General features: G+C 66.5%; 17 protein-coding genes and 1 riboswitch. Of the genes, 14 read left to right on the top strand and 3 right to left on the bottom strand.

What is annotated here, in order from left to right; genetic code table 11:
- Positions 1-146 precede the first annotated feature (146 nt).
- From CR919_RS10265 to CR919_RS10240, 6 genes are all read left to right on the top strand, one after another.
- The gene (locus CR919_RS10265; protein ID WP_099819937.1) at positions 147-1,943 is read left to right on the top strand and encodes an autotransporter assembly complex family protein; all 1,797 of its coding nucleotides are present in this window, start codon (positions 147-149) and stop codon (positions 1,941-1,943) included.
- Entirely contained in the window at positions 1,940-5,806 is a 3,867-nt protein-coding gene (locus tag CR919_RS10260) for a translocation/assembly module TamB domain-containing protein (protein WP_099819936.1), read from the top strand. Before CR919_RS10265 ends, CR919_RS10260 begins: the two co-directional genes overlap by 4 nt.
- Before the next feature lie 179 nt (positions 5,807-5,985).
- Complete coding sequence (locus CR919_RS10255; RefSeq protein ID WP_099819935.1) at positions 5,986-8,133, top strand: S46 family peptidase; 2,148 nt, start codon at positions 5,986-5,988, stop codon at positions 8,131-8,133.
- A gap of 238 nt (positions 8,134-8,371) precedes the next feature.
- Complete coding sequence (locus CR919_RS10250; RefSeq protein ID WP_099819934.1) at positions 8,372-11,827, top strand: PAS domain-containing hybrid sensor histidine kinase/response regulator; 3,456 nt, start codon at positions 8,372-8,374, stop codon at positions 11,825-11,827.
- A gap of 204 nt (positions 11,828-12,031) precedes the next feature.
- Positions 12,032-12,121, top strand: a riboswitch (yybP-ykoY riboswitch).
- Positions 12,122-12,209: 88 nt separating this feature from the next.
- On the top strand, positions 12,210-12,785 hold the full coding sequence (locus CR919_RS10245; RefSeq protein ID WP_099819933.1) for a manganese efflux pump MntP family protein: 576 nt from the start codon (positions 12,210-12,212) through the stop codon (positions 12,783-12,785).
- A 147-nt stretch (positions 12,786-12,932) separates the two neighbouring features.
- On the top strand, positions 12,933-13,388 hold the full coding sequence (locus tag CR919_RS10240) for a transposase (protein WP_099819932.1): 456 nt from the start codon (positions 12,933-12,935) through the stop codon (positions 13,386-13,388).
- A 103-nt stretch (positions 13,389-13,491) separates the two neighbouring features.
- Here CR919_RS10240 and CR919_RS10235 read toward each other — a convergent pair whose 3' ends face one another.
- Both CR919_RS10235 and acs read right to left on the bottom strand, forming a co-directional pair.
- Positions 13,492-14,157, bottom strand: coding sequence for a response regulator transcription factor (locus CR919_RS10235; RefSeq protein WP_006477308.1), 666 nt, complete (start codon positions 14,155-14,157; stop codon positions 13,492-13,494).
- A gap of 95 nt (positions 14,158-14,252) precedes the next feature.
- Positions 14,253-16,196 (bottom strand): acetate--CoA ligase, encoded by a 1,944-nt coding sequence (gene acs, locus CR919_RS10230; RefSeq protein WP_099819931.1) that lies wholly within the window; start codon positions 16,194-16,196, stop codon positions 14,253-14,255.
- A gap of 245 nt (positions 16,197-16,441) precedes the next feature.
- Here acs and CR919_RS10225 point away from each other — a divergent pair, with 245 nt between their 5' ends.
- From CR919_RS10225 to xth, 4 genes are all read left to right on the top strand, one after another.
- Positions 16,442-17,863: a DcaP family trimeric outer membrane transporter gene (locus CR919_RS10225; protein ID WP_099819930.1), complete on the top strand. Its 1,422-nt coding sequence runs from the start codon at positions 16,442-16,444 to the stop codon at positions 17,861-17,863.
- A 111-nt stretch (positions 17,864-17,974) separates the two neighbouring features.
- Positions 17,975-19,630: an MFS transporter gene (locus tag CR919_RS10220; RefSeq protein ID WP_099819929.1), complete on the top strand. Its 1,656-nt coding sequence runs from the start codon at positions 17,975-17,977 to the stop codon at positions 19,628-19,630.
- 270 nt (positions 19,631-19,900) lie between these two features.
- Positions 19,901-21,307: a coniferyl aldehyde dehydrogenase gene (locus CR919_RS10215; protein ID WP_099819928.1), complete on the top strand. Its 1,407-nt coding sequence runs from the start codon at positions 19,901-19,903 to the stop codon at positions 21,305-21,307.
- A 173-nt stretch (positions 21,308-21,480) separates the two neighbouring features.
- A complete protein-coding gene (xth, locus tag CR919_RS10210; RefSeq protein WP_099819927.1) occupies positions 21,481-22,248 on the top strand; it encodes an exodeoxyribonuclease III in 768 nt (255 codons plus the stop codon).
- A 79-nt stretch (positions 22,249-22,327) separates the two neighbouring features.
- Here xth and CR919_RS10205 read toward each other — a convergent pair whose 3' ends face one another.
- Positions 22,328-22,579 carry a GlsB/YeaQ/YmgE family stress response membrane protein gene (locus CR919_RS10205; RefSeq protein WP_025878785.1) on the bottom strand — a complete coding sequence of 84 codons (252 nt, stop codon included), beginning with the start codon at positions 22,577-22,579 and terminating at the stop codon, positions 22,328-22,330.
- A gap of 84 nt (positions 22,580-22,663) precedes the next feature.
- Between CR919_RS10205 and CR919_RS10200 the strand changes: the two genes are divergently transcribed.
- The 4 genes from CR919_RS10200 to CR919_RS10185 all read left to right on the top strand — a co-directional run bounded on the left by CR919_RS10200 (position 22,664) and on the right by CR919_RS10185 (position 25,771).
- Complete coding sequence (locus CR919_RS10200; protein ID WP_099819926.1) at positions 22,664-23,263, top strand: 4'-phosphopantetheinyl transferase superfamily protein; 600 nt, start codon at positions 22,664-22,666, stop codon at positions 23,261-23,263.
- Positions 23,264-23,302: 39 nt separating this feature from the next.
- Complete coding sequence (rsmG, locus tag CR919_RS10195) at positions 23,303-23,941, top strand: 16S rRNA (guanine(527)-N(7))-methyltransferase RsmG (protein ID WP_099819925.1); 639 nt, start codon at positions 23,303-23,305, stop codon at positions 23,939-23,941.
- Between the two features lie 112 nt (positions 23,942-24,053).
- On the top strand, positions 24,054-24,851 hold the full coding sequence (locus tag CR919_RS10190) for a ParA family protein (RefSeq protein WP_032976776.1): 798 nt from the start codon (positions 24,054-24,056) through the stop codon (positions 24,849-24,851).
- Entirely contained in the window at positions 24,851-25,771 is a 921-nt protein-coding gene (locus tag CR919_RS10185; RefSeq protein ID WP_089237881.1) for a ParB/RepB/Spo0J family partition protein, read from the top strand. The genes CR919_RS10190 and CR919_RS10185 overlap by 1 nt, the downstream gene beginning before the upstream one ends.
- Positions 25,772-25,828: the final 57 nt, after the last annotated feature.

Here is a 25,828-nt window from a genome sequence, read left to right as displayed (position 1 = left end):
CATCGGGATCATCGCCGGCATCGCACACGATGCCGGCATTTCCGCATGCGCTTGCGATGATCGCCACAAAGGCGCGTATTTTGACCGCCACTTAACAACCGATCCCGATTGGCGTGACGCATTTCGCATCGTCACCTCGGGTCGGTATGCTGTGCCGCATGCAGCCAACGAAATACGCCCTGCCGCTGATGGTCCTGTCGCTTTGCGCCACTTCCGTGGCCCATGCGCGCGGCACCATCGACAAGGTGGACATCAAGGGATTGGACAAGGGCGACGACGCCGCGATCATCGAGAACATCCAGGAATCGCTGTCGTTGTTCGACACGATCGGCAAGGAGCAGGGCGAGTCACGCCTGGAATACCTGCTGTCGCAGGCCGAGCGGCAGACCCGCCAGGCACTGGAGCCGTTCGGGTACTACAACCCGGTGATCAAGGTCGAGGCGCCGCGCCAGGACGAGCACGTCACCGTGCTGATCCATGTCGACAAGGGCCCGCCGGTGCTGGTGCGCCGCGAGCATATCGACATCACCGGTCCGGCGATGTACGACCAGTACCTGCAGGACGACCTGACCGCATTCAAGCCCCGCAAGGGCCAGCGCTTCGAGCATACCCAGTACGAAGCCAGCAAGATCACCGTGACCCGGCGCCTGGCCGAGCGTGGCTACTTCGACGCCGACTACACCCAGCGCCAGGTGCAGATCACCCGCGCGGACAACGCTGCCGACATCGACCTGACCTGGGACAGTGGCCGCCGCTACAACATGGGCCCGGTGACCTTCGAGCAGAACTACTTCGACGACAAGCTGTTCGACCCGCTGGTGTACTGGGACCAGGGCAGCTACTTCCACGAAGGCAAGCTGGACCGCCTGCGCGAGTCGCTGACCAAGCTGGATTACTTCAGCGTGATCGACATCCAGCCACGCCCGGACCAGGCCGATGAAAACGGCGAGGTGCCGGTCGATGTGAAGCTGACGCGGGCCAAGCGCAGCATCTATTCCTATGGTCTGAGCTACGGCAGCGAAAGTGGCGCCGGTGTGCGCGGTGGCCTTGAACGGCGCTACCTGAACAGCCGCGGCCACAAGATGAACACCCAGCTGGACTATGCGCAGAAGCGCAAGAGCCTGATCACCAGCTACCGCATCCCGGCGTTCAACTGGCTGGATGGCTGGTACACCTTCGCCGCCAGTGCCTACGACGAGCAGACCGACTACATCGATCTGCGCAACTTCAAGCTGATCGCCAGCCGCAGCGGCGAAATCAACGAGAACTGGACCGCCATCGCCTCGATCAACGCGCTGCGCGAGCGCTGGCGCTACGCCTCGGGCACCGAATTCACCGATGCGGTCTACAACACGTCCACGCTGGTCTATCCGCAGATCGTGGCCGATTACGTGAAGGTGGACGACGAGCTGTTCCCGCGCAGCGGCATCAGCGGCACGGCGACGGTACGTGCCGGCGTCGAAGGCGTTGGTTCGGACACCAGCTTCGTGCAGGCCAATGCTGTGCTGCGCTGGTACATCCCGGTGGGACCAACCAACCGCCTGATCCTGCGCGGCGAAGGCGGCACCACCTGGACCAGTGACCTGGTGGCGATGCCGCCCAGCCTGCGCTACTTCGCCGGTGGCGACCGCAGCATCCGCGGCTATGCCTACCGTGAGGTCGGCCCGCGTACCCCGAAACCCGACAAGTACGCACTCGGTGCCAAGCACCTGGTGGTCGGCTCGGCCGAATACGAGCACTACTTCAATGGCGGTCCGTGGGGTGCGGCGGTATTCGTCGATACCGGCAGCGCCTTTGATACCAATATCGACCTGCATACCGGCGTCGGCTTCGGCGTGCGCTGGAAATCGCCGGTGGGCCCGGTGCGGGTGGATATCGCGCACGGCCTGAACAACCCGGACTCGCAGTTCCAGCTGTACCTCAACATCGGAGCGGACCTGTGAGCACGCCCGCACCGACCCCGTCGCCGAACACGCCGCCGCGGCGCGTGCGCTTCTACCGCCGTCGCCGTTTCTGGGCATGGTCCGGCGCGGGCGTGGTCGGCCTGGTGCTGGTTGCCCTGCTGGCCGTGTACTGGCTGCTGCAGACCGTGGCCGGCCGCGATGTGCTGCTGGCGCAGGTGGTGGCGCGCCTGCCGGTGGGCGCCAGCTTCACCTGGGACAAGGTCGAGGGCCCGGTGGCCGGGCCGCTGACCCTCTACAACGTCGACTTCCGCTACGACGACATCCATTTCCACGCCGAGCGCGCGCACCTGGAACCGGACCTGCGTCCGCTGCTGGGCCGCAAGCTGCTGCTGGACAAGCTGGAACTGACCAACGCCACGCTCAACCTGGCCAAGAGCGATGAGCCGTTCAAGCTGCCGTCGTGGCCCGATTCACTGCCGCAGATCGAAATGCCGCTGGCGATCCAGGCCGATGTGATCGCCATCGACAGTTTCCGCATCAGCCAGGCCAACGAGCCGGTGATCGACATCAGCCGCGTGCGTGGTGGCATCGAGATCGCCAACGGCGAGTTCCAGGCGCGCAAGCTGGTCGTGGACAGCGACATGGGCAATTTCACTGCCCAGGGCCGCTACATCCCGGCCAAGGATTACGACACCGACGTCACCGTCACTGCAGTGCTGCCGGCACCGCGCGGCCGTACCGCGGCCACCGTTGGCCTGGTCGCGCGCGGTGATCTGGCGCATATGGAAGTGGCGCTGGCCGGTCGCGCGCCGAAGCCGCTGCACGCGATGCTGGTGTTCGATGGCCGCACCGATCCGACCTGGAACGCGACCGTGCGCAGCGACGAGCTGGACCTGGCGCTGTTGTCGCCGGCGCTGGCCAGCTCGGCCATCGCGCCGCTGGCATTGGATTTCACAGCCTCCGGCAAGGGTGGCAACGCCAACCTGCAGGGCCGGGTGAAGCAGGGTGAGCAGGAACTGGAGCTGGCGCCGTCGGTGGTGTCGCTGCAGGACCAGGTGCTGAAGGTCTCACCGCTGGTGGTCAAGGGCCTGGGCGGCGAAGCACGCCTGGAAGGTACCGCCGATTTCAGCCAGGAAGACCAGCAGAAGCTGAACTTCTCGGTGATCGCGCAGGACCTGACCTGGGTGCCGGCGCCGGACCCGAACACTGCCGGCAGTTCACCGGTGCCGGTGACGCTGAAGGAAGCGCGCTTCGGTCTGGCCGGTACGCTGAAGGCGTGGGCGGCGATCGGCCGTGCCGATGTCGAACGCGAAAAGCAGAAGGCGCAGCTGCGCTTCGATGTGCGTGGCAACGATCAGGCCGCCGAGATCCGCGAACTGCAGGCGCAGACCCCGGGTGGCCAGCTGCAGGTGGAAGGCAAGGTGGCCTGGGCACCGCAGCTGGACTGGGATGCCAAGGCCACGCTGAAGGATTTCGACCCGGGCTACTTCGCGCCGGGCTGGGATGGTCGTCTGTCCGGCAATCTCGCGTCCAAGGGCCGCCAGCTGCCGCCGCCGGCCAATGCGCCGCCGGGCACCGCGGGCACGCTGGAGGCCACGGTGGACCTGCCCTCGCTGAAGGGCACCCTGCGCCAGCGCAACGTGGATGCACAAGGCAAGTTCGCCCTGCAGGGCGAGCAGGGCCAGGGTGAATTGAAACTGGCCGTCGGCAGCAGCCGGGTGACCGCCTCGGGCAAGGTCGGCGATCGCCTCGACATCGATGCGCGCTTCGAGCCGTTGCAGCTGAGCGATCTGCTGCCCGGCGCCGATGGTGGCCTGCGTGGCCAGGTGCAGGTGAAAGGCCCGCGCGATGCGCCGGACATCACCGCCGATCTGGTCGGCAACAATCTCAACTGGGACGGCTACGGCGCTGAAAGCCTGAGCATCAAGGGCCGGCTGCCGTGGCGTGGCGACAGTGGCACGCTGGCGATTCAGGGTCAGCAGGTCAATGCAGGCATGCTGCTGGAGCGCTTGAACATCGATGCGCAGGGCAGTGTCTCCAACCTGCGCCTGGCCGCGCAGACCCGCAACGAACTGGGCGCGATCGAGCTGCAGGGCAGCGTTCGCCAGCAGGGCGAACAATGGCGTGGCGAACTGGCCACGCTGCGCATCGCACCGGTGAAGGGCGATGCGTGGGCACTGCGTGCGCCTGCGGCATTCGCCATCAACGGCAGCACCTACACGCTGGGCGAAACCTGCCTGGGCGCTGCGACCGGTGGCGCCCTGTGCGCACATGCCAACTGGCCGCGCGAAGGCCTGGTCGTGCGCGGCGATGCATTGCCGTTGGCGCTGGTGCAGCCGTGGTTGCCACCGCAGTCTGGCCGGCGCATCTACCTGCGTGGCGAACTCAACCTGGACGCGCAGATCCGTCCGCGCGGCAACGCGTGGGAAGGGCACGTGGAAGTGCGCTCGGCCGAAGGCGGCGTACGCCTGGGCGAGAACCGCAACACCAGCGTGGCCGATGCCAATCGTGGAGAGCTGGTGCGCTATGACCAGTTCTCGCTGAAGCTGGACATGACCCCGGCCAGCATCAAGGGCTACCTGGGCATGGGCTTCCAGGGCAACGGCTTCGTCGATGCGAAGATGCAGACCGGTTGGGAACCAAGTGCGCCGCTCAACGGCGAGCTCTACCTCAACATGTCGCGCCTGTACTGGCTGGAACTGTTCTCGCCGGACGTGGTGCGCCCGACCGGCCTGATCGAGGGCCACGTCAGCCTGCGTGGCACGCGCGGCCAACCGTCGCTGGGCGGTGATGCGCAGCTGAGCAACTTCAAGGGCGAGTTCCCGGCGTTGGGCCTGACCTTCGACCAGGGCAAGGGCAGCTTCGTCGCACAGCCTGATGGCTCGGCCAAGATCACCGCGCAGGCCAATTCGGGCAAGGGCACGCTGTATGTCGACGGCGGCCTGTCCTGGTTCGGCGATGCACAGCCGCTGCAGCTGAAGATCCACGGCGAGAACGTGCTGCTGTCCAACACCAGCGAACTGCGCATCATCGCCAACCCCAACCTGGACTTCACCCTGGCCAAGGCCGCGATGGAGCTGCGCGGAACGGTGCACGTGCCCGAGGCCGACATCGATCTGGAGCGCCTGGACCGTGGCACCTCGGTGTCCGAAGACGTGGTGGTGCTGGACCCGGCCGATCCGGAAGAGTCGCGCACCTCGCCGCTGGACATGGAGCTGACTGTCAGCCTGGGTGACAAGGTCAAGATGACCGGCTTCGGCCTGAAGGGCGCGCTGACCGGCAAGATGCAGGTCTGGGCCAAGCCCGGCCGCGAGATGACCGCCAACGGCGGCCTGGAAGTCAGTGGTCGCTACAAGGCCTATGGTCAGGACCTGACCATCACCCGCGGCAACCTCAACTGGAACTACAACGCGGTGTCCGACCCGCGCATCAACATCCGCGCCGAGCGCCGGATCGGTGATGTCACCGCCGGCATCGACGTCACCGGACGCGCGCAGCAGCCACGTGCCGATGTCTGGTCCGATCCAGCGATGTCGCAGTCCGAAGCACTGGGTTACCTGGTGCTGGGGCGCAGCCTGACCGGTGCCAGCAGCGACCAGACCCAGCAGGTGAACGCGGCCTCGGCCGCGCTGTCGGCCGGCAGCGGCCTGCTGGCTTCGCAGCTGGGTGCCAAGCTCGGCCTGGACGATGCCGGCGTCAGCCAGTCGCGCGCGCTGGGTGGTTCGGTCATCGGCGTCGGCAAGTACATTTCGCCCAAGCTGTACGTGGGCTACGGCGTGTCGCTGGTCGGTGCCGGTTCGGTGATCACGCTGAAGTACCTGCTGCGCCGCGGCTTCGACGTTGAAGTGGAATCGAGCACGGTGGAAAACCGCGGTTCGTTGAACTGGCGGCGGGAAAAATAACCCGCCGCGGCATCCCTGTAGAGCCAAGCCATGCTCGGCTTCCGCGCGCAGCGCGGACTGACGGAAGAGCAGCCGAGCATGGGCTCGGCTCTACCTGTCAGGCCCCCAACCATCGGCCGTTGCCCCATCCGCCCCCAGCGGCTATGGTCCCGGGCTGTTCTGTCGTACCGGATTGCCTCATGTCGCCACGCAAAGCCCTTCCCACCGCCCTGGCCCTGGGCCTGACCCTCGCCGCCGGCGCCCATGCCGATGAAGGCATGTGGATGCCGACCCAGCTGCCGGAGCTGGCCAAGCCGCTGCAGGCGGCCGGCTTCAAGGGCAACCCGGCCGATCTGGCCAACGTGACGGCGCCGCCGCTGAGCGCGGTGGTGCGTGCCGGTGGTGGCACCGGCTCGTTCGTCTCGGCCGATGGCCTGCTGCTGACCAACCACCACGTGGCGATGGGCGTGATCCAGTACAACAGCTCGCCCGAGCACAACTTCATCAACGACGGCTTCATCGCCAAGGGCCGCGCCGACGAGCGTCCGGCCAATCCGGACTTCCGCGTGCTGGTCACCGTCGGCTTCGACAAGGTGACCGACCAGGTGCTGGCACAGGCCAAGGGCAAGACCGGCCGCGCGTACTTCGACGCGGTGGATGCGGCCAGCAAGCAGATCGTCGCCGAGTGCGAGAAGGACGGCAGCGTGCGCTGCTCGGTGGCCAACATGTATTACGGCACCGACTTCTACCGCATCGCCCAGCTGGAACTGAGCGACGTGCGCCTGGTCTATGCGCCGCCGCGCGCGATCGGCAACTACGGCGATGAGATCGACAATTTCATGTGGCCGCGCCACACCGGCGACTTCACCCTGCTGCGCGCCTACGTGGGCAAGGACGGCAAGCCGGCCGCCTACAGCAAGGACAACGTGCCCTACCAGGCACCGGCGCACCTGCAGATGTCGGTGGAAGGCCCGAAGGAGGGCGATTACGCGATGCTGGCCGGTTACCCGGGCATCACCTACCGCCATCGTACCGCCGCCGAATTCGCGGGCCAGATCGATACCGTGCTGCCGCGCCGGGTGTCGGTGTTCCAGCAGATGATCGACACCATCGAGGCCGCCAGTGCCAAGGACGCGCAGGCGCGTACCCGCTACGCCTCGCAGCTGCAGTCGCTGAAGAACAACCGCAAGCGTGCCGCCGGTGAGCTTGAAGGCCTGCTGCGCAGCGACGCCAAGGCGCAGCGTGCAGCCGACGAGCAGGCGATGCTGGCCGCCACCGACCGCAAGTACCAGGGCGACATCAAGGCATTGCTGGCCAACCTGTCGCAGGGTGCGGCGGTGGGCGAGCGCGACCTGCTGCTGGAACAGATGGCCGGCCAGAGCCAGCTGCTGCGCTCGGCGTTGCTGCTGGAGCGCCTGCGCATCGAATCGGCCAAGCCGGACGCGCAGCGGGAGAGCGGCTACCAGCAGCGCGACCAGGCGATGATCGAGGGCGTGCTGAAGCAGGTACAGCGCCGCTATGCGCCCGAGGTCGAGAAGGCGCTGCTGACCACCCTGCTGACCCGCTACCAGCAGCTGCCGGACGCGCAGCGCGTGGCCGAGTTCGATACGGCTTTCGGCCGTACCCCGGCGCAGCTGGCGCAGGCGCTGGACACGCTGTACGCCGGCACCCAGCTGGGCGACGAAGCGCAGCGTCTGTCCCGTTTCGCCGCTGCCCGCGAAGGCAAGGCGCTGGCCGCCGACCCGCTGATCGCCGTGGCCGGCCCGCTGGTGGCCGCGCAGCTGCGCATCGAGAACGAGAGCAAGACCCGCGAAGGCGAACAGCTGCGCCTGCGCCCGGCCTACATGCAGGCGTTGTTCGCCTGGCGTGCCAAGCAGGGCCGTGCGGTGTACCCGGATGCCAACCGCACGCTGCGCATCAGCTACGGCAAGGTGGAAGCGCTGCACCCGCGCGATGGCGTGACCTACTCGCCGGTGACCACCGTGGCCGGCATCGTCGAGAAGAACACCAACGCCTATCCGTTCGACGCGCCCAAGCCGTTGCTGGCCGCGATTGCCAAGGGCGACTTCGGCAGCACTGCCGATCCTGCGCTGAAGACGCAGACGGTCAACTTCCTGACCAACCTGGACACCACCGGCGGCAACTCCGGCTCGCCGGTGCTCAACGCCAAGGGCGAACTGATCGGCCTGAACTTCGACAGCAACTGGGAGTCGGTCAGTGCCAGCTGGTGGTTCGACCCGCGCTACAAGCGCGCCGTGCACGTGGACATGCGCTACCTGCGCTGGCTGCTGGCCAAGGTCCACCCGGCGCCCGAGCTGCTGAAGGAAATGGGCGTTCCGGCGGAATAAGGCCGGTACCCGGTAGGTGCCCACCGTTTTCTGGTGGGTACCCACCATCTGCCAGTGGGTGCCCAGCATTTCCCAGTGGATGCCCACCTTTTCCGCCGGTGGGTGCCCACCGTTGGTGGGCACGGACGCCTCCGTCACGACCAACGGTCGTGACCCACATTTGCGACCCACCGTCGTGGCCTACCATCACGATCAACGGTCGTGATCTACTGGCCCCTCCTTCGACGGAAACACGCGCTTGGTCTCCAGCTGGATCCTGCTGCTGGTCTCGGTTGCCTATGCCGCGCTGCTGTTCGGCGTGGCGTGGTGGGGTGACCGTCGGCCGATGTACCCGGACCGGCCGTGGCTGCGACCGGTCGTCTACAGCCTGGCGCTGGCGGTGTACTGCTCGTCGTGGACCTTCTACGGCGCAGTCGGTACCGCCGTGCGCAACGGCGTGGGCTACCTGCCGATCTACATCGGTCCGCTGCTGCTGCTGCTGTTCGGCTGGCGCATCATCGAGCGCCTGGCGCTGATCGCGCGCAGCCAGAACGTGGTCTCCATCGCCGACTTCATTTCCTCTCGCTTCGGTCGCTCGCGGCGGCTGGCGGCGCTGGTGGCGATCATCGCGCTGATCGGCATCATTCCCTACCTCGCCCTGCAGTACAAAGCGGTGGCGATGAGCCTGCAGGTACTGACCGGCAACACCGGCCCGACCGGGTTCTTCAGCGATCCAGCCCTGTACGTGGCATTGCTGATGGCGCTGTTCGCCACCCTGTTCGGCACCCGCCAGGTGGATGCCACCGAACACCACCACGGCATGATGCTGGCGATCGCGCTGGAATCGGTGATCAAGCTGGTGGCGATGGTGGCGGTGGGCGTGTTCGCCTATGTCTGGCTCAGCGACCGCAACGAGGCGGTGGTGGAGTCGGTGCATACGCTGTTCACCGGGCTGCCACCGGTGGGCTTCCTCTCGCAGACACTGCTCAGCTTCCTGGCCATCATCTGCCTGCCGCGCCAGTTCCACGTGGCGGTGGTGGAGTGCGGCGACGTGCGCGACGTGCGCCGCGCGCGCTGGATGTTCGGCGGCTACCTGGTGCTGATCTCGGCGATGGTGCTGCCGATCGCCACCGCCGGCATCAGTCTGTTCGGTACCGGAAGCGGCGTGGCCGACGACTCGATGGTGCTGGCCCTGCCGCTTGCTGAGGGCCGCAACGCGCTGGCATTGGTCGCCTACATCGGCGGCTTTTCCGCCGCCACCGGCATGGTCATCGTGTCCTCGATCGCGCTGGCGACGATGGTCAGCAACGATCTGGTGATGCCGGTGCTGCTGCGTCGCAGTGGCGATCACCAGGAAGCGGCCGACGTCGCTTCGCGCGTGCTGTGGATCCGCCGCCTGGCGATTCTGCTGCTGGCGCTGATGGCCTACAGCTACTACCGCAGCAGCAGCAACGACAGCACCCTGGCCTCGTATGGATTGATGGCCTTCGCCGCGGTAGCGCAGTTCGCGCCGGGCCTGATCGGTGGCCTGTACTGGCGCGGCGCCAGCCGTCGTGGCGTGGAGACCGGCATGCTGCTCGGCTTCGCCACCTGGCTGTACACCCTGCTGCTGCCGGCGATGACGATGGCCGGCTGGATGGATGCGGGCTGGGTGCAGCACGGTCCGTTCGGCATCGATTGGCTGCGCCCGCAGCAGCTGTTCGGCATGACCGGCTGGGACCCGCTGACCCACGGCACGTTCTGGTCGCTGCTGGTCAACGCGGCGACGATGATGCTGGTATCGGCGCGTTGGCGCCCGGGCGTGGATGAGCGCCTGCGCGCTGCGCCCTTCCTCGATCCCTATGCCGAACGGCCCTCCGTGGCGGGTGGTTGGCCGGGTCACGTGCATGTGGGTGACCTGCTGGCACTGGCCTCGCGCGTGGTCGGCGAGCGCCATGCGCGGCGCTCGTTCTTCGAACAGGCGCAGTCGCTGGGGCGCGAGCTGCAGTCCTCGGCGCCGGCCGACCGGCCATGGGTGCAGTTCACCGAACGCCTGCTGGCGGCGTCGATCGGCGCGGCCTCCGCGCGCCTGCTGCTCACCAGCCTGCTGCGCGGTTCGGGCATGGACCTGGGTGAAGTGGTGGCGGTGCTGGACGAAGCGGGACAGGAACTGCGCTTCAATCGCGAGATCCTGTCGACCACGCTGGAAAACATCAGCGCCGGGGTCAGCGTTGTCGACCCGGACATGCGCCTGACCGCCTGGAACCGGCGCTACCAGGACATGTTCGGTTACCCCGATGGGATGCTCTACGTGGGGCGCCCGGTGGCCGACCTGATCCGCTACAACGCCGAGCGTGGTGAGCTGGGCGAGGGCGATATCGAAGTGCAGATCAACCGTCGCATCGGCTATATGCGCGCCGGTTCGCCGCATGTGTTCGAGCGCACCCGCAGCGATGGCAAGGTGATCGAAATGCGTGGCCAGGCACTGCCCGGCGGCGGCTACGTCACCAGCTACAACGACATCACCGACTACAAGCACGCAGAACGCGCGCTGCTGGAAGCCAACGAAACGCTGGAACAGCGCGTGGCCGAGCGCTCGCATGTTGCGGAAGTCGCGCAGCAGTCCAAGACCCGTTTCCTGGCCGCGATCAGCCATGACGTGCTGCAGCCGTTGAACGCGGCACGACTGTTTGCTTCGGCGCTGCGCGACAGCGACCATGTCAGCGACGAGCAGAAGCACCTGGCCGAGCGCGTGGATGCGTCGCTGCGTGCGGCCGAGGAGTTGCTGGATGGGCTGCTGGACGTGTCGCGGCTGGATGCCGGCGGCCTGCATCCGGTGATCGGCGAATTCGACGTCAGTGCGCTGATGCGCGAGCTGGCCGCGCAGTACACACCGGTTGCGGCCGGACGTGGGCTGCGCCTGGATCTGTTCGCGCGTACCACCTGGGTGCGCAGTGATCGCCGCCTGCTGCGCCGCGTGCTGCAGAACTTCCTTGCCAATGCGTTGCGCTACACGCGGCAGGGGCGCATCGTGCTGGCGGTGCGCCAGCGCGGCGATGAAGTGGAACTGCAGGTATGGGATACCGGCCCCGGCATTCCCGAGCATCACATGCGGCAGATCTTCGATGAGTTCCACCGCTACCAGCAGCCGTTCGACTGGGGCGAGCAGGGCCTGGGCCTGGGCCTGTCGATCTGCCAGCGCATCTCGCGCCTGCTCGACCATCGCTTGAACGCGCGCAGCCGGGTTGGCAGTGGTTCCATGTTCTCGATCATCCTGCCGCGGGTGGCGCCGCTGCCGGGCTATACCGAAGCGGTCACCCTGGCGGCGACAGCGCCGCCGGTCCGCAGCGATTCGTTGGCAGGCCTGCGCGTGTTGTGCGTGGACAACGACGAGGAGATCCTCGATGGCATGCGCGCGCTGCTGGGCCGCTGGCAGGTGCAGGTGATCACCGCATCGACAGTGGACCAGGCGCTGCAGAAGATCGCCGAGCGACCGCAGGTGATGCTGGTGGACTACCACCTGCACGATCGCATGGATGGCCTGGACGCGCTGGTGGCGCTGCGCGAGGCAGCGGGCTATCCGTTGCCCGGTGCGCTGCTGACCGCCGATGGCCGCGATGAACTGAAGCGGATGGCACGCGAGCGTGGCTATCGCCTGTTGACCAAGCCGATCAAGCCGGCGTCGCTGCGCGCGTTCCTGGGCGCGCTGCGGGACACCCGGAACGGCGATGCCTGATGGGCAACTGCAGAGCCGAGCCCATGCTCGGCTCCTGCGCGAAGCGCGGTGTTCTTGGTAGCTCGAACTCCCTGTAGAGCCGAGCCCATGCTCGGCTCCTGCGCGAAGCGCGGCTCATATATAGCCTTCGCTATAAAAACCAGCCCTGCCTGCGCGTTTCGCTGGAAATGCGCCACGCGCGGATCGCGGTGCTAAGCTTCGCGTCCCCTTGGGGAGTAGCCGGATTCCTGTGCAGGAATCGTCCACGTCAACATACTCGGCCAGTGCGCCGTGGCGTGGACAACCATGATGGTTGGCGAGACCAGCGGCCCGCGCGCGCAACATCAGGTTGGGCGCGAGCGCAGGCCGTGCGTCCGTCCTTGCCCGACCTCAGCAGCCACCAATGTCCCCCCTTTCGATCCTCCTGATCGGCTTTGCCATGTCCACCGATGCCTTCGCCGCAGCGATCGGCAAGGGCGCAGCCATGCGCAAGCCGGTGTTCCGTGATGCGCTGCGCGCCGGCATCATCTTCGGCGTCATCGAGGCGATCACGCCCATCATCGGTTGGCTGCTTGGCCGTGCCGCGCTGCAGTACGTGGAAGCGTTCGACCACTGGATCGCCTTCGGCCTGCTCGGCGCGCTGGGCATCCACATGATCTACAACGGCCTGCGTCCGGATAACGGCGAGGACGATGAAGATCCGGCGCAGCACCATGGTTTCTGGAAGCTGGCACTGACCGGTTTCGCCACCAGCATCGACGCGATGGCGGTGGGTATCGGCCTGGCCTTCATGGACGTGCATATCGGGGTGATGGCCGCAGTCATCGGCCTGTGCACGCTGACCATGGTCACCGCCGGCATCATGCTGGGCCGCGTGCTCGGCAGCATGGTCGGCAAGCGCGCCGAAATCATCGGTGGTGTGATCCTGGTGATCATCGGTGCGACGATCCTGTACGAGCACCTGCACGGTGCCGCGTAAGCAGGGATACCTGTAGAGCCGAGCCCATGCTCGGCTGACGTCTGAAGCAGCCGAGCATGGGCTCGGCTCTACATTGGGGCATTGGCTGACATGCAGCGCAGCACTTCGCTGATGTAGAGATCCTCTGCTGCGCCGTAGTCTTCCCGTATGGCCAGTCCCGCACTCCGTTATGGTCGCTGGTCGCATACCGGCAATGTCTATGCGCTTACCACGGTGACGCATGCGCGTCGCCCCTGGTTCAGTGACAAGACCAACATTGAGCTGTTGATAGAGGCATTGCGCACCGTTGAGCGGACCGGTCGGACCGTATCCCTCGCCTGGGTGGTCATGCCGGATCATCTGCATTGGCTGTTCGAACTACGTACCGGCACGCTAGCTGGCTGCATGCAGATCCTGAAGTCCAGGAGTGGAAGGTCCGTCGGCAGGCGCGTTGATGCCAACGCGCCAATCTGGCAGCCGGGGTACTACGATCACGCGCTCCGTAGCGATGAATGCCTGCGCACGCAGGCGACCTACATTGCGGCCAATCCGATGCGCGCTGGCCTGGCTACGTGCATTGGGGAGTACCCGTATGCCTGGAGTCGATGGCCCTTGCTGGGCTGATTCGGTACTCGGACGAAGAGCAGCCGAGCGTGGGCTCGGCTCTACAAATGCATCATGAAGTCTGTAGAGCCAAGCCCATGCTCGGCTCTGAAGTTCGTCACTATCAGTCTTCTTCCGGCGGCAGCACGATGGCGTCGTCGTCGATCGCCAGCTTGCCGGCCATCAGCACGGCCTGGGTGCGGTTGGTCACGCCCAGCTTGCGCAGGATCGCGGTGACGTGCGCCTTGATCGTTGCTTCGGAGACGTTGAGGTCGTAGGCGATCTGCTTGTTCAAGCGGCCCGCGCCGAGCATCTGCAGCACGCGGAACTGCTGCGGGGTCAGCTCGCGCAGGCGCTGGCCGACTTCGCGTTCTTCGCTGCCGGTCGGCGGCACGTTGTGTGCTTCCGGCGGCGCCCAGGTCTCGCCATCGAGGATGGTGCCGAGCGCATGGCCGATGGTGTCCGAGTCGGCCGATTTCGGGATGAAGCCCAGTGCGCCGTGGTCGAGTGCGCGACGCATCACCGTGGCTTCTTCGCGTGCGGAGACCACCACCACCGGCAGGTGCGGATGCAGCGAGCGCATGTGCACCAGCGCATTGAAGCCCTGTGCGCCGGGCATGTTGAGATCCATCAGGACCAGGTCGGCGTCGTTGTGCTGGTCGGCCAGCGCATACAACGCTTCCACGCTGTCGGCCTCGAACAGTTGAACGCCCGGAATGACCCGCTGCACGGCACCCCGCAGGGCTTCGCGGAACAACGGATGGTCATCGGCAATCAGGAGGGTGGTCATGGTCGGGGGGAACCGTAGGGGGAACTGTTCGGGGCCGAAGCCCCTGGGGTCAGAGCCCGTTCCTTGCGGAAAGGGATCCGACCCCGGGTAGCGAATCAACGAACCTTGCGTTCGTCCACCAGCGAGGCCACGACTGACGGATCGGCCAGGGTCGAGGTGTCGCCGAGCTGGTCCGGCGCGTTCTCGGCGATCTTGCGCAGGATGCGGCGCATGATCTTGCCCGAACGGGTCTTCGGCAGGCCCGGCGCCCACTGCAGGTGATCGGGCGTGGCGATCGGGCCGATCTCCTTGCGTACCCAGGCGACCAGCTCCTTCTGCAGCTCGTCGCTGGGCGCTTCCTCGGCCACCAGGGTGACGTAGGCATAGATGCCCTGGCCCTTCACGTCGTGCGGGAAGCCGACCACGGCGGCCTCGGCCACCTTCGGATGCGAGACCAGTGCGCTTTCCACTTCGGCGGTGCCGATGCGGTGGCCGGATACGTTGATCACATCGTCCACGCGGCCGGTGATCCAGTAGTAGCCGTCTTCGTCGCGACGGCAGCCGTCACCGGTGAAGTAGCTGCCCGGGTAGGTGCGGAAATAGGTATCGATGAAGCGCTGGTGGTCGCCGTACACCGTGCGCATCTGGCCCGGCCAGGAGTCACGGATGATCAGGTTGCCTTCGGTCGGGCCATCCTTGATCTCGCCATCGGCGTTGACCAGGGCCGGCTGCACGCCGAAGAAGGGCAGGGTGGCCGAACCCGGTTTCAGATCCATCGCGCCGGCCAGCGGCGAGATCAGGATGCCGCCGGTCTCGGTCTGCCACCAGGTATCGACGATCGGGCAGCGGCTGTCGCCGACCACCTCGTAGTACCACCGCCAGGCTTCCGGATTGATCGGTTCGCCGACGCTGCCGAGCAGGCGCAGCGACGCGCGCGAGGTCTTCTTCACCGGCTCCTCGCCTTCGCGCATCAACGCGCGGATGGCGGTGGGGGCGGTGTAGAAGATCGACACCTTGTGCTTGTCGATCACGTTCCAGAAGCGCGAGGTATCGGGGTAGTTCGGTACGCCCTCGAACATCAGCGAGGTCGCGCCGTTGGCCAGCGGGCCGTACACGATGTAGCTGTGGCCGGTGACCCAGCCGACGTCGGCGGTGCACCAGTAGATGTCGTCCTCGCGCAGGTCGAACACCGCTTCATGGGTGTAGGCCGCGTACAGCAGGTAACCGGCGGTGGTGTGCAGCACGCCCTTCGGCTTGCCGGTGGAACCGGAGGTGTAGAGGATGAACAGCGGATCCTCGGCGTTCATCGGTTCCGGTTCGCAGGTGGCCGGCTGGCTGTCGACCACGTCATGGAACCAGCGGTCGCGCGGTGCCTGCATGTCCACCGCGCCGCCGGTGTGACGCACCACCAGCACGGTTTCAACCGTATTCGTGCCGGGCAGCTTCAGCGCCGCATCGACGTTGGCCTTCAGCGGAATCTTGCGGCCACCACGCAGGCCTTCGTCGGCGGTGATGATCAGCTTGCTCTGGCAATCGCTGACCCGGTCGGCGATCGAGTTCGGTGCGAAGCCACCGAACACCACCGAGTGGATCGCACCGATGCGCGCGCAGGCCAGCATGGCCACGGCAGCGTCGACGATCATCGGCAGGTAGATGGTGACCCGGTCGCCCTTCTTGACGCCGAGGTTACGCAGCGCGTTGCCGAGACGGCAGGTGCGCTCGTACAGCTCGCGATAGGTCACGTGCTGGGCCGGCGCATCCGGGCTGTCCGGCTCGAACAGCAGGGCGGTCTTGTCGCCACGCTTTTCCAGCTGGCGGTCCAGGCAGTTCACGCTGGCGTTGAGCTCGCCATCTTCGAACCACTTGATGTGGAAGTCGGCCAGGTCGTAGCTGACGTTCTTGATCTTCGTCGGCTTGCGCGACCAGTCCAGCCGCTCGGCGGCCTTGCCCCAGAACGCATCCGGATCGGACACCGAGGCCTGGTACTGCTGTTCATAGGAATTCTTGTCGATACGCGCCTTGGCGGCGAACTGCGGATCGACGGGGTAGAGATCAGCCATGGCACCCTCACTTGCACGTTGACTTTGTGTGTGCAGCCGCAGCATTGCCGCAGCCGTTCCCCCTCAGTTTGCCCCATCCACCCCCGGTCGCGTCACCACTTCGGTTAGACCTTGGTCGAAAGTCGGGCCCCTGCAGGCCCGGGTTCGACCAATGGCCAATAGCCGGTGCGTGCAAACGCCCCGCAGTCTCGGCTCGACCGTGCCCCACGCGCGGCATCACCTTGCCACTTGGGAGAGAGGGCAACATGAGCCACCGTACGTTGAAAGCCGTGCGCACACCTTTGGCGGCCTGCCTGTTGGTCGCCCTGGTCGCACCGGGCATGGCGTTCGCCGAGACCGCCAAAGAGAAGGCACTGGAGTCACGCGTCGCCGAACTGGAGCGGCAGGTGCAGGCGCTGCTGGCGTCGCAACAGCAGCAACAGACCCAGATCGTGCAGACCCAGCAGGCGGTCACCGACGTCCGCACGCTGCAGGCCGAACAGAAGCCGGCGGTGCCTGCCGGCAAGCAGCCGATCCAGGTCACCACCATTACCCCCGGCGCGGCGCCGGGTACCACGGTCAAGATCGGCGGCTTCATCAAGGCCGATTTCCTGGCCACCCAGACCAGCGATGGCCAGCTGGCCGACGATGCCACCGGCCGCGCGCTGTACCTGCCCGGGCAGACCCCGGTGGAAGGTGCCGGCGGCAGCGGCAAGCGCTCGGACGTGGACTACAACGCCCACGCCAAGTTCTCGCGCTTCAACCTGGGCATCGACAACGTCAGCGAGTCGGGCAACAAGGCCGGCGCGTTCTTCGAGATGGATTTCTTCGGCAATTCGCTGGGCAACCAGACTGCCACCAACACCTATGGCGTGACCCTGCGCCATGCGTACATGTACTGGAACAACTGGATGGCCGGCCAGACCTGGTCGAACTTCATGGATGCGGCATCGCTGCCGGAAGCGGTCGACTTCGTCGGTCCGACCGATGGCGTGATCTTCGTGCGCCAGGCCCAGCTGCGTTACACCAAGGGCGGCTTCAGCGTCGCGCTGGAGAATCCGGAAACCACCACCCTCACCGGTACGCGCAATCCGGTCACCGGCGCCTGGACCAATGCCAGCGCCAACTCCGATCGCGGCAGCCTGCCGGACCTGACCCTGCGTTATGGCTGGAAGGGTGACTGGGGCACCTTCGGTGTCGGCGGTATCGTCCGTCAGCTGAAGGTCGACAACCAGACCACCGGTGCCAAGGCCGACAAGGTGGCCGGTGGCCTGACCCTGGGCGGCAAGTGGGTGATGGGTGACAGCGATTCGCTGCACTACCAGTTCACCGGTGGCGAGGGCATCGCCCGCTACATAGGCCTGGGCATCACTGCTGATTCGGCCTATGACGTGGCCCGCGACGAGCTCAACCCGACCGGTGTGATCGCCGGCTACGTCGGTTGGCGCCATGCGTTCTCGCCGAAGCTGCGCACCAACCTGATCTACGCGCGCAGCGACTACGACAACGACAGCATCCTTGGACCGCTGGTGACCAAGAGCGTGCAGAGCATCCGCGGCAACATCTTCTACTCGCCGCTGCCCAAGGTCGATGTCGGTGCCGAGCTGATGTACGGCAAGCGCGAGGTCGAGAACGGCAACAAGGGCGACATCACCCGTCTGCAGTTCACTACGAAATACAGCTTCTGATCGAGTGCCGACCAACGGTCGGCACTTGCCGAGATTGAGTGCCGACCATGGTCGGTATCTACCTAGACTGCGTGCCGACCGAGGTCGGCACCTACAGAGGGAAAGCGTCCCATGTCCACAACACCTGCACCGGCGAAAGCCCAACTTACCCAGGGACACAAGAAGGTCATCTTCGCGTCGAGCCTGGGCACCGTTTTCGAGTGGTACGACTTCTTCCTGTATGGCTCGCTTGCGGCGATCATCGCCAAGCAGTTCTTCAGTGGCGTCAATGAAACCACAGGCATGATCTTCGCCCTGCTGGCCTTCGCGGCCGGCTTCTTCGTGCGACCGTTCGGCGCGGCCTTCTTCGGCAGCCTCGGCGATCGCATCGGCCGCAAGTACACCTTCCTGGTCACCATCCTGATCATGGGCATCTCGACCTTCCTGGTCGGTGTGCTGCCCAACTACGCCTCGATCGGCTTCGCCGCGCCGGTGATCCTGATCATCCTGCGCCTGGCCCAGGGCCTGGCGATGGGCGGCGAGTACGGTGGTGCTGCCACCTACGTGGCCGAGCATGCGCCGGACGACAAGCGTGGCCTGTACACCAGCTTCATCCAGTGCACGGCCACGCTCGGCCTGTTCATGTCGCTGCTGATCATCCTGGCCTGCCGCTATTTCCTCGGCAACGAAGCCTTCGAAGCCTGGGGCTGGCGCATTCCGTTCCTGGTCTCGATCGTGCTGCTGGGCGTGTCGGTGTGGATCCGCCTGCAGCTGAGCGAGTCGCCGCTGTTCCAGCAGATGAAGTCGGAGGGCAAGGGCTCCAAGACGCCGTTCCGTGACAGCCTGAAGGGCGGCAACCTGAAGCTGATGCTGCTGGTGCTGCTCGGTGCTGCCGCAGGCCAGGCGGTGGTCTGGTATGGCGGCCAGTTCTACGCGCTGTTCTTCCTCAGCAGCATGCTGAAGGTCGATGCCACCACCTCCTACCTGCTGATCGCCGCCGCGCTGGCACTGGGCGTGCCGTTCTTCATCTTCTTCGGCTGGCTGTCCGACCGTATCGGCCGCAAGAAGATCATCCTCGCCGGCTGCCTGCTGGCCGCCGTCACCTACATCCCGATCTTCAAGGGCCTGACCCACTTCGCCAATCCGGCCATCGAAGAAGCCCGCAGCAGCTCGCCGGCGCTGGTCGTGGCCGATCCGAACACCTGCTCGTTCCAGTTCGATCCGGTCGGCCTGCGCAAGTTCACCAGCTCCTGCGATGTGGCTACCGCTGCGCTGACCAAGGCCGGTGTGCCGTATGACGTGCAGCCGGCCGCTGCTGGCTCGCTGGCGATGGTCAACGTGGGCAGTGCCAGCGTCACCTCGTATGAGGCCGCCGGCCTGACCAAGGAAGAAGGCAAGGCCAAGGCCGATGCGTTCGGTGCCGAGCTGAAGACCGCGCTGACCACCGCCGGCTACCCGGCCAAGGCAGACGGTGCGCGCATCAACTACGCCGGTACGATCTTCATGCTGTGGCTGCTGGTGCTGTACGTGACCATGGTCTACGGCCCGATCGCCGCCTACCTGGTCGAACTGTTCCCGACCCGCATCCGCTACACCTCGATGTCGCTGCCGTACCACATCGGCAACGGCTGGTTCGGTGGCTTCCTGCCGGCGATCTCCTTCGCGCTGGTGGCCGGTACCGGCAACCTGTACTACGGCCTGTGGTATCCGATCATCATCGCGCTGATGTCGGTGGTGATTGGTGGCCTGTTCCTGCGCGAGACGAAGAACGTGGATATCACCAAGTAAGAATGATGTTCATTGGATGAAGGAGAGGCCGTGGTGCAGACCACGGCCTTTTCGTTTCCCTGTAGCGCCGAGCCATGCTCGGCGACCGCGCAACGCGCGGCACAAAACTCCGCAGACGCGAACAGACAGCGCTCAATGCCGTCATCGCGGTTGACAAGCATCCGAAGCCACACGCCCTCTCGCGCCTGGGGTCAGATCCCTTTCGCACGCGAAAGGGATCTGACCCCATCGAGACCGCCGCCTCACGTGCGCACACCGTATAGTCGCGGAATGAGCACCTCAGCCGCCGACCTCCCCGCCATCCTGCACACCCTGCGCAGCGCCTGGCAGTCGCAGCGGCCCACGCTCGACCAGCGCGAAGCCGACCTGCGCCGCCTGCGCGAGGCGCTGAAGCCGCGCCTGGACGAAATGGCCCAGGCCATCGCCGAGGACTTCGGCCACCGCGCCCATGTCGAATCGAAACTGGCCGATGGCATGAGCGTGCTGTCAGCCATCGATCACCTGCGCCGCCACCTGCGGCGCTGGTCGAAGCCGCGTCATGCGTCTGCCGGCTGGAAGCTGTGGCCAGCCCGCGCGCAGCTGCGGCCGACGCCGCTGGGTGTGGTCGGGGTGATCTCGCCGTGGAACTATCCGGTCACGTTGGCGTTGGTGCCGCTGGCCACCGCGATTGCCGCTGGCAACCATGTGCTGCTGAAGCCTTCCGAGCACACACCGCGCACCAGCGCGTTCCTGGCCGATCTGCTGGCCAGCGTGTTCCCGCTCGAGCGCGTGGCGGTGGCGCAGGGTGGGGCGGACGTGGCGGCGGCGGTGTCCTCGCTGCCGCTGGACCATCTCGTATTCACCGGTTCCACCGCGGTCGGCCGCAAGGTGATGGCGGCGGCGGCGGAACATCTGGTGCCGCTGACCCTGGAACTGGGCGGCAAGTCGCCTGCCATTGTCTGCCGCGATTTTCCGTTGGACAAAGCCGCAGCGCGGCTGGCCACCGGCAAGTGGTTCAACGCCGGCCAGACCTGCATCGCGCCGGATTACGTGCTGATCGACAGCGTGCGCCAGCGCGAATTCGTGCAGGCGCTGCAGCAGCAGGTGCGCGAGCGTTACGGCGATTTCAGCGATGCGGATGACTACACGCGGATCATCAATGAAGGCCAGTACCGGCGGCTGCAGGGCTATCTGGCGCAGGCGCGCGAATGCGGTGTGCCGGTGATTCCGTTGGCGCAGGTGGATGAGGCGCGCGCTGATCGCGAGCGGCTGCTGGTGCCGACCGTAGTGCTGGACCCGCCGGATGACCTGGACCTGATGCGCGAGGAGATCTTCGGCCCGATCCTGCCGGTGCGCGCCTATCCGGACCTGGATGCGGCGCTGGCCGACATCGTGTCCCGCGACCGGCCGCTGGCGCTGTATCCCTTCAGCCATGACACAGCCACGGTGGAGCGCATCCTCGGCCAGGTGGTGGCGGGTGGGGTGACGGTCAATGACACGCTGCTGCACTTCGCCGCTGATGGTTTGCCGTTCGGTGGCGTTGGGGCCAGTGGAATGGGCGCGTACCACGGGCAGGCTGGGTTCGATGCCATGAGCAAGCTGCTGCCGGTGTTGTGGCAGTCGCGCTGGGCGGCCAGTGACCGGCTGCGGCCGCCGTATTCGAAGATTGCGGGGTTGTTGAGGTTGCTGCTGCGGTGAAGCCACGCATGGCGTGGCTCTACTGACGGGACCGGGTTCTGGTAGGTGCCAACCTTGGTTGGCACGCGTGAACCCCAAGCGCCGACCAAGGTCGGCCTCTACCGGGACATACGGGCCCGCCAGCGCCAACCAAGGTTGGCATCCACCAAAGCTGGGCCGGGTAGAATGCCCGCATGAAGATCGCCTCGTGGAACGTCAATTCGCTCAATGTCCGCCTGCCGCACCTGGAGCAGTGGCTCAAGGACTTCGGCCCGGACATCGTCGGCATCCAGGAAACCAAGCTGGAGGACCACAAGTTCCCTGATTCGGCGCTGATCGCCGCCGGTTACCGCAGCGTATTCGCCGGGCAGAAGACCTACAACGGTGTGGCGCTGGTGTCGCGCGAGCCGGCGCAGGACGTGCAGGTCGGCATTCCCGGTTTCGAGGACGAGCAGAAGCGGGTCATCGCCGGCACCTTCGGCGACCTGCGGGTGATCAACCTGTACGTGGTCAACGGCCAAGACATCGGCACCGACAAGTACGAGTACAAGCTGCGCTGGCTGGAGGCGGTGCACGCGTGGATCGCCGAAGAACTGCAGCGGCATCCGAAGCTGATCGTGATGGGCGACTTCAACATCGCCCCCGATGCGCGCGACGTGCATGACCCGGAGGTGTGGAACGAGAACCACATCCTGACCTCCACCGCCGAGCGTGGCGCGCTGGCCAAGCTGGTGCATCTGGGCCTGCACGATGGCTTCCGCCTGCACAACGACGAGGCCGGCACGTTCAGCTGGTGGGATTACCGCGCAGCGGGTTTCCGCCGCAACCTCGGCCTGCGCATCGACCTGAATCTGGTCTCCGATGCATTGAAGGGCAGTGTGGTGGCCTCGGGCATCGACCGCGAGCCGCGCACCTGGGAACGCCCCAGCGACCATGCACCGGCCTGGGTGGAATTGGGTTGAAGCGGTAGCGCCGGGCCATGCCCGGCGAGCGCAGCGGCGGCAGGGAGACGCCGGGCATGGCCCGGCGCTACCTGTCAGTTCACCGTATGCTCTTGCGGGTGAACAGGTTGACGATCGCCAGCAGGATCACCGCGCCGATCAGCGAGAACAGGAACGTGCGCAGGGTGATCGCTTCGTTGATGCCGCCGCCGAACAGCCAGCCGGAAATCAGTGCGCCGACGATGCCCACCACGATGTTGAGGATGATGCCCTGCTGGCCATCGCGCTTCATGATGATGCTTGCCAGCCAGCCGACGATGCCGCCGACGATCAGCCAGATGATGATGCCCATGATCGACTCTCCGGTGGATAACCGTGTCCAGTTGACGCGCAGTGCCGTGAACCCGCTGTGCAATCCCGTGACGGCCGCGTGCGGATGAGCCTGCCAGCCACCCTCGACGGTCCCTGGCGGTTTGGTCCGGTTACCGTCTGGCGCTGCCCCCATGTGCCCGGACAGCGTGGCGAGCCGCAGGCCCGGCAGGTGCTGGCAGAGGCCCTGGGCGGCGAGCCGGACGCGCTGCCGCTGCTGCGCGACGACAAGGGCCGGCCGGAGCTGAGCGGCGCGCTGGCCCACTACGGCACCGGTTGGAGCCACAGTGGCGAGGTGCTGCTGGTGGCGCTGGGCGAGGGCGTGCGGCTGGGCGTGGACCTGGAGCTGCTGCGGCCGCGCCCGCGCATGCTGGAAATCATCCAGCGCTTCTTCCATCCCGACGAAGTGGTCTGGCTGCAGGACCTGGACGAGGCCGACCGCGAGCATTGGTTCTTCCGCGTGTGGTGCGCCAAGGAAGCCATGCTGAAGGCGCACGGGCAGGGCATTTCCTTTGGCCTGCATCGCCTGCAGCTGGCCCCGGCCGCCGATGGCGCGCTGCATCTGCGCTGGTGCGACCCGGAACTGGGCGAGGCGGCGCGCTGGCACCTGCACGAGTGGCAGGCCAGTGGCCAGTTCCGTGCCGCATTGGCCTGGTATCCGCAGTGAATCGCCGAATCTGCAGTGAAAACCGGCGATAATGTCGGCATGAGCGAACACGATCTTCCCGCCGGCGTAGCGTCCACGCTGCAGCAGGGCCTGGCCAGCATGGGCCTGGCCGCCGAGCTGGCCCCGCCGCTGCTGCGCTACCTGGCGTTGCTGCACCGCTGGAACGGCACCTACAACCTCACTGCCATCCGCGATCCGCAGGAAATGGTCACCCGCCATCTGCTTGATTCGCTGGCGATGCAGCCGTTCGTGGCCGATGGCAGCCTGGCCGACCTCGGTACCGGCCCCGGGTTGCCGGGCATCCCGCTGGCGATCGCCTGCCCGGGCCTGCAGGTCACCCTGGTGGAAAGCAACGGCAAGAAGGCCCGCTTCATGCGCGAGGCGGTGCGCCAGCTGGGCCTGGGCAATGCCCGCGTGGCCGAGTCGCGCGCCGAAGCGCTGGCCGAGCCGGGCAGCTACGATCAGCTGACCGCGCGCGCGATGGACACCCTGGCCGGCATCGTCCGCGTCGGTGGCCACCTGCTGCGCCCCGGTGGCGTGCTGCTGGCCATGAAGGGCGTCTACCCGCATGAGGAGATCGCAGCGCTGCCGGCCGGTTGGCAGGTGCGCGAGGTGGTCCCGTTGAGCGTGCCCGGCCTGGCCGGCGAACGCCATCTGGTCACCGTCACAGGCCCCTGAACCCCGCCGCCAGCCCCTTGTGGAACAAGCGGTTGGCGATCCACGATTTCCGCACGGGCCCGGTTGTACGCATAATGACCGGTCCCAGCACACGTCGACGAGGCACACCCGCATGGCCCGCATCATCGCCATCGCCAACCAGAAGGGTGGCGTCGGCAAGACCACGACCGCCGTCAACCTGGCCGCTTCCCTGGCCAACGCACCCAAGCGCGTGCTGTTGGTCGACCTGGATTCCCAGGGCAACGCGACCATGGGCAGTGGCGTGGACAAGCGCGAGCTGGTCTCCTCCACCTACGATCTGCTGCTGGGCGAGTCCAGCGCTGCCGACGTGCGCGTGCAGACCGCCGAAGGCTATGACCTGCTGCCGGGCAACATCGACCTGACCGCGGCCGAGATCCAGCTGATGGCGCAGAGCGAGCGCGAGCAGCGCCTGAAGCGCGCGCTGGCGCCGATCCGCGACGAGTACGACTACATTCTGATCGACTGCCCGCCGGCGCTCTCGCTGCTGACCCTGAACGCCTTGGCGGCCGCCGATTCGGTGATCGTGCCGATGCAGTGCGAGTACTACGCGCTGGAAGGCCTGAGCGCGCTGGTGGAAACCATCGAAGCGCTGCGCGCCAACCTCAACCCGGCGCTGGAGATCGAAGGCGTGCTGCGCACCATGTTCGATGTGCGCAACAACCTGGCCAACGCCGTGTCGGCCGAGCTGACCGAGCATTTCGGCGACCGCGTGTTCCGCACCATCGTGCCGCGAAACGTGCGCCTGGCCGAGGCGCCCAGCCATGGCCAGAGCATCGTCGGCTACGATCGTGCTTCGCGTGGCGGCGTGGCCTACCTCGGCCTGGCCGGCGAGATCATCCGCCGCAACAACGAACGCAACAAGGCCAGCAAGGCCGTGGAGACCGTCTGATGACCAGCAAGCCTGCCGCCAAGAAGCGTGGCCTCGGCCGCGGCCTGGACGCCCTGCTGGGGCCCAAGGGCGCGGTCAGCCAGGTGCAGGCCAGCACGGCGGTGATCGAGCCGCTGCCCGGTGAAGTGCTGCGCAAGCTGCCGGTAGGCCAGCTGCAGCCGGGCAAGTACCAGCCGCGTCGCGAGATGGACCAGGGCAAGCTGTCCGAACTGGCCGACTCGATCAAGTCGCAGGGCGTGATCCAGCCGATCCTGGTGCGCCAGCTGCCGGCAGGCAACTTCGAGATCGTCGCCGGTGAACGTCGCTGGCGCGCCTCGCAGCTGGCTGGCCTCGACGAAGTGCCGGTGGTGGTGCGCGAGCTGGAAGACCGCACCGTCATCGCGATGGCGCTGATCGAGAACATCCAGCGCGAAGACCTCAACCCGCTGGAAGAAGCCGAAGCGCTGCAGCGCCTCATCAGCGAATTCACCCTGACCCATGCCGAGGCCGCCGAGGCCGTCGGCCGCTCGCGCGCGGCGGTGTCCAACCTGCTGCGCCTGCTGGAGCTGCCGATCGCCATCCGCCTGCTGCTGGAAACCCGCCGGCTGGAGATGGGGCACGCCCGCGCGCTGCTGACCCTGGCCCCGGAACTGGCCAGCAAGCTGGCCCAGGAAGCGGCCGATGAGGGCTGGTCGGTGCGCGAGGTCGAGCGTCGTGCGCAGGCCTTCGCCGCCGGCAAGGTGCCGAGCAACCGTCCGCAGCCGGTGGCCAAGGTGCAGCAGGCCGACATCGCCTCGCTGGAGACGGAGCTGTCCGAAGTGCTGGGCACCTCCGTTGCGATCAACCATGGCCGCGGTGGCAAGGGCAAGCTGATCATCCATTACGCCAACCTGGACACGCTCGATGGCGTGCTGGAGCGGCTGCGCACGCGCCAGGGCTGACCCCGGCGCAGTTTCATGAGCGCACGGCCTGTTCCTGCCGTGTGCCGTCGATTGCAG

The sequence above is a fragment of the Stenotrophomonas sp. LMG 10879 genome, from assembly GCF_002750935.1.
GTDB lineage: Bacteria > Pseudomonadota > Gammaproteobacteria > Xanthomonadales > Xanthomonadaceae > Stenotrophomonas > Stenotrophomonas lactitubi_B.
The sequence above is the reverse complement of the archived record's forward strand: the minus strand, read 5'-3'. Positions and strand labels throughout refer to the sequence as shown.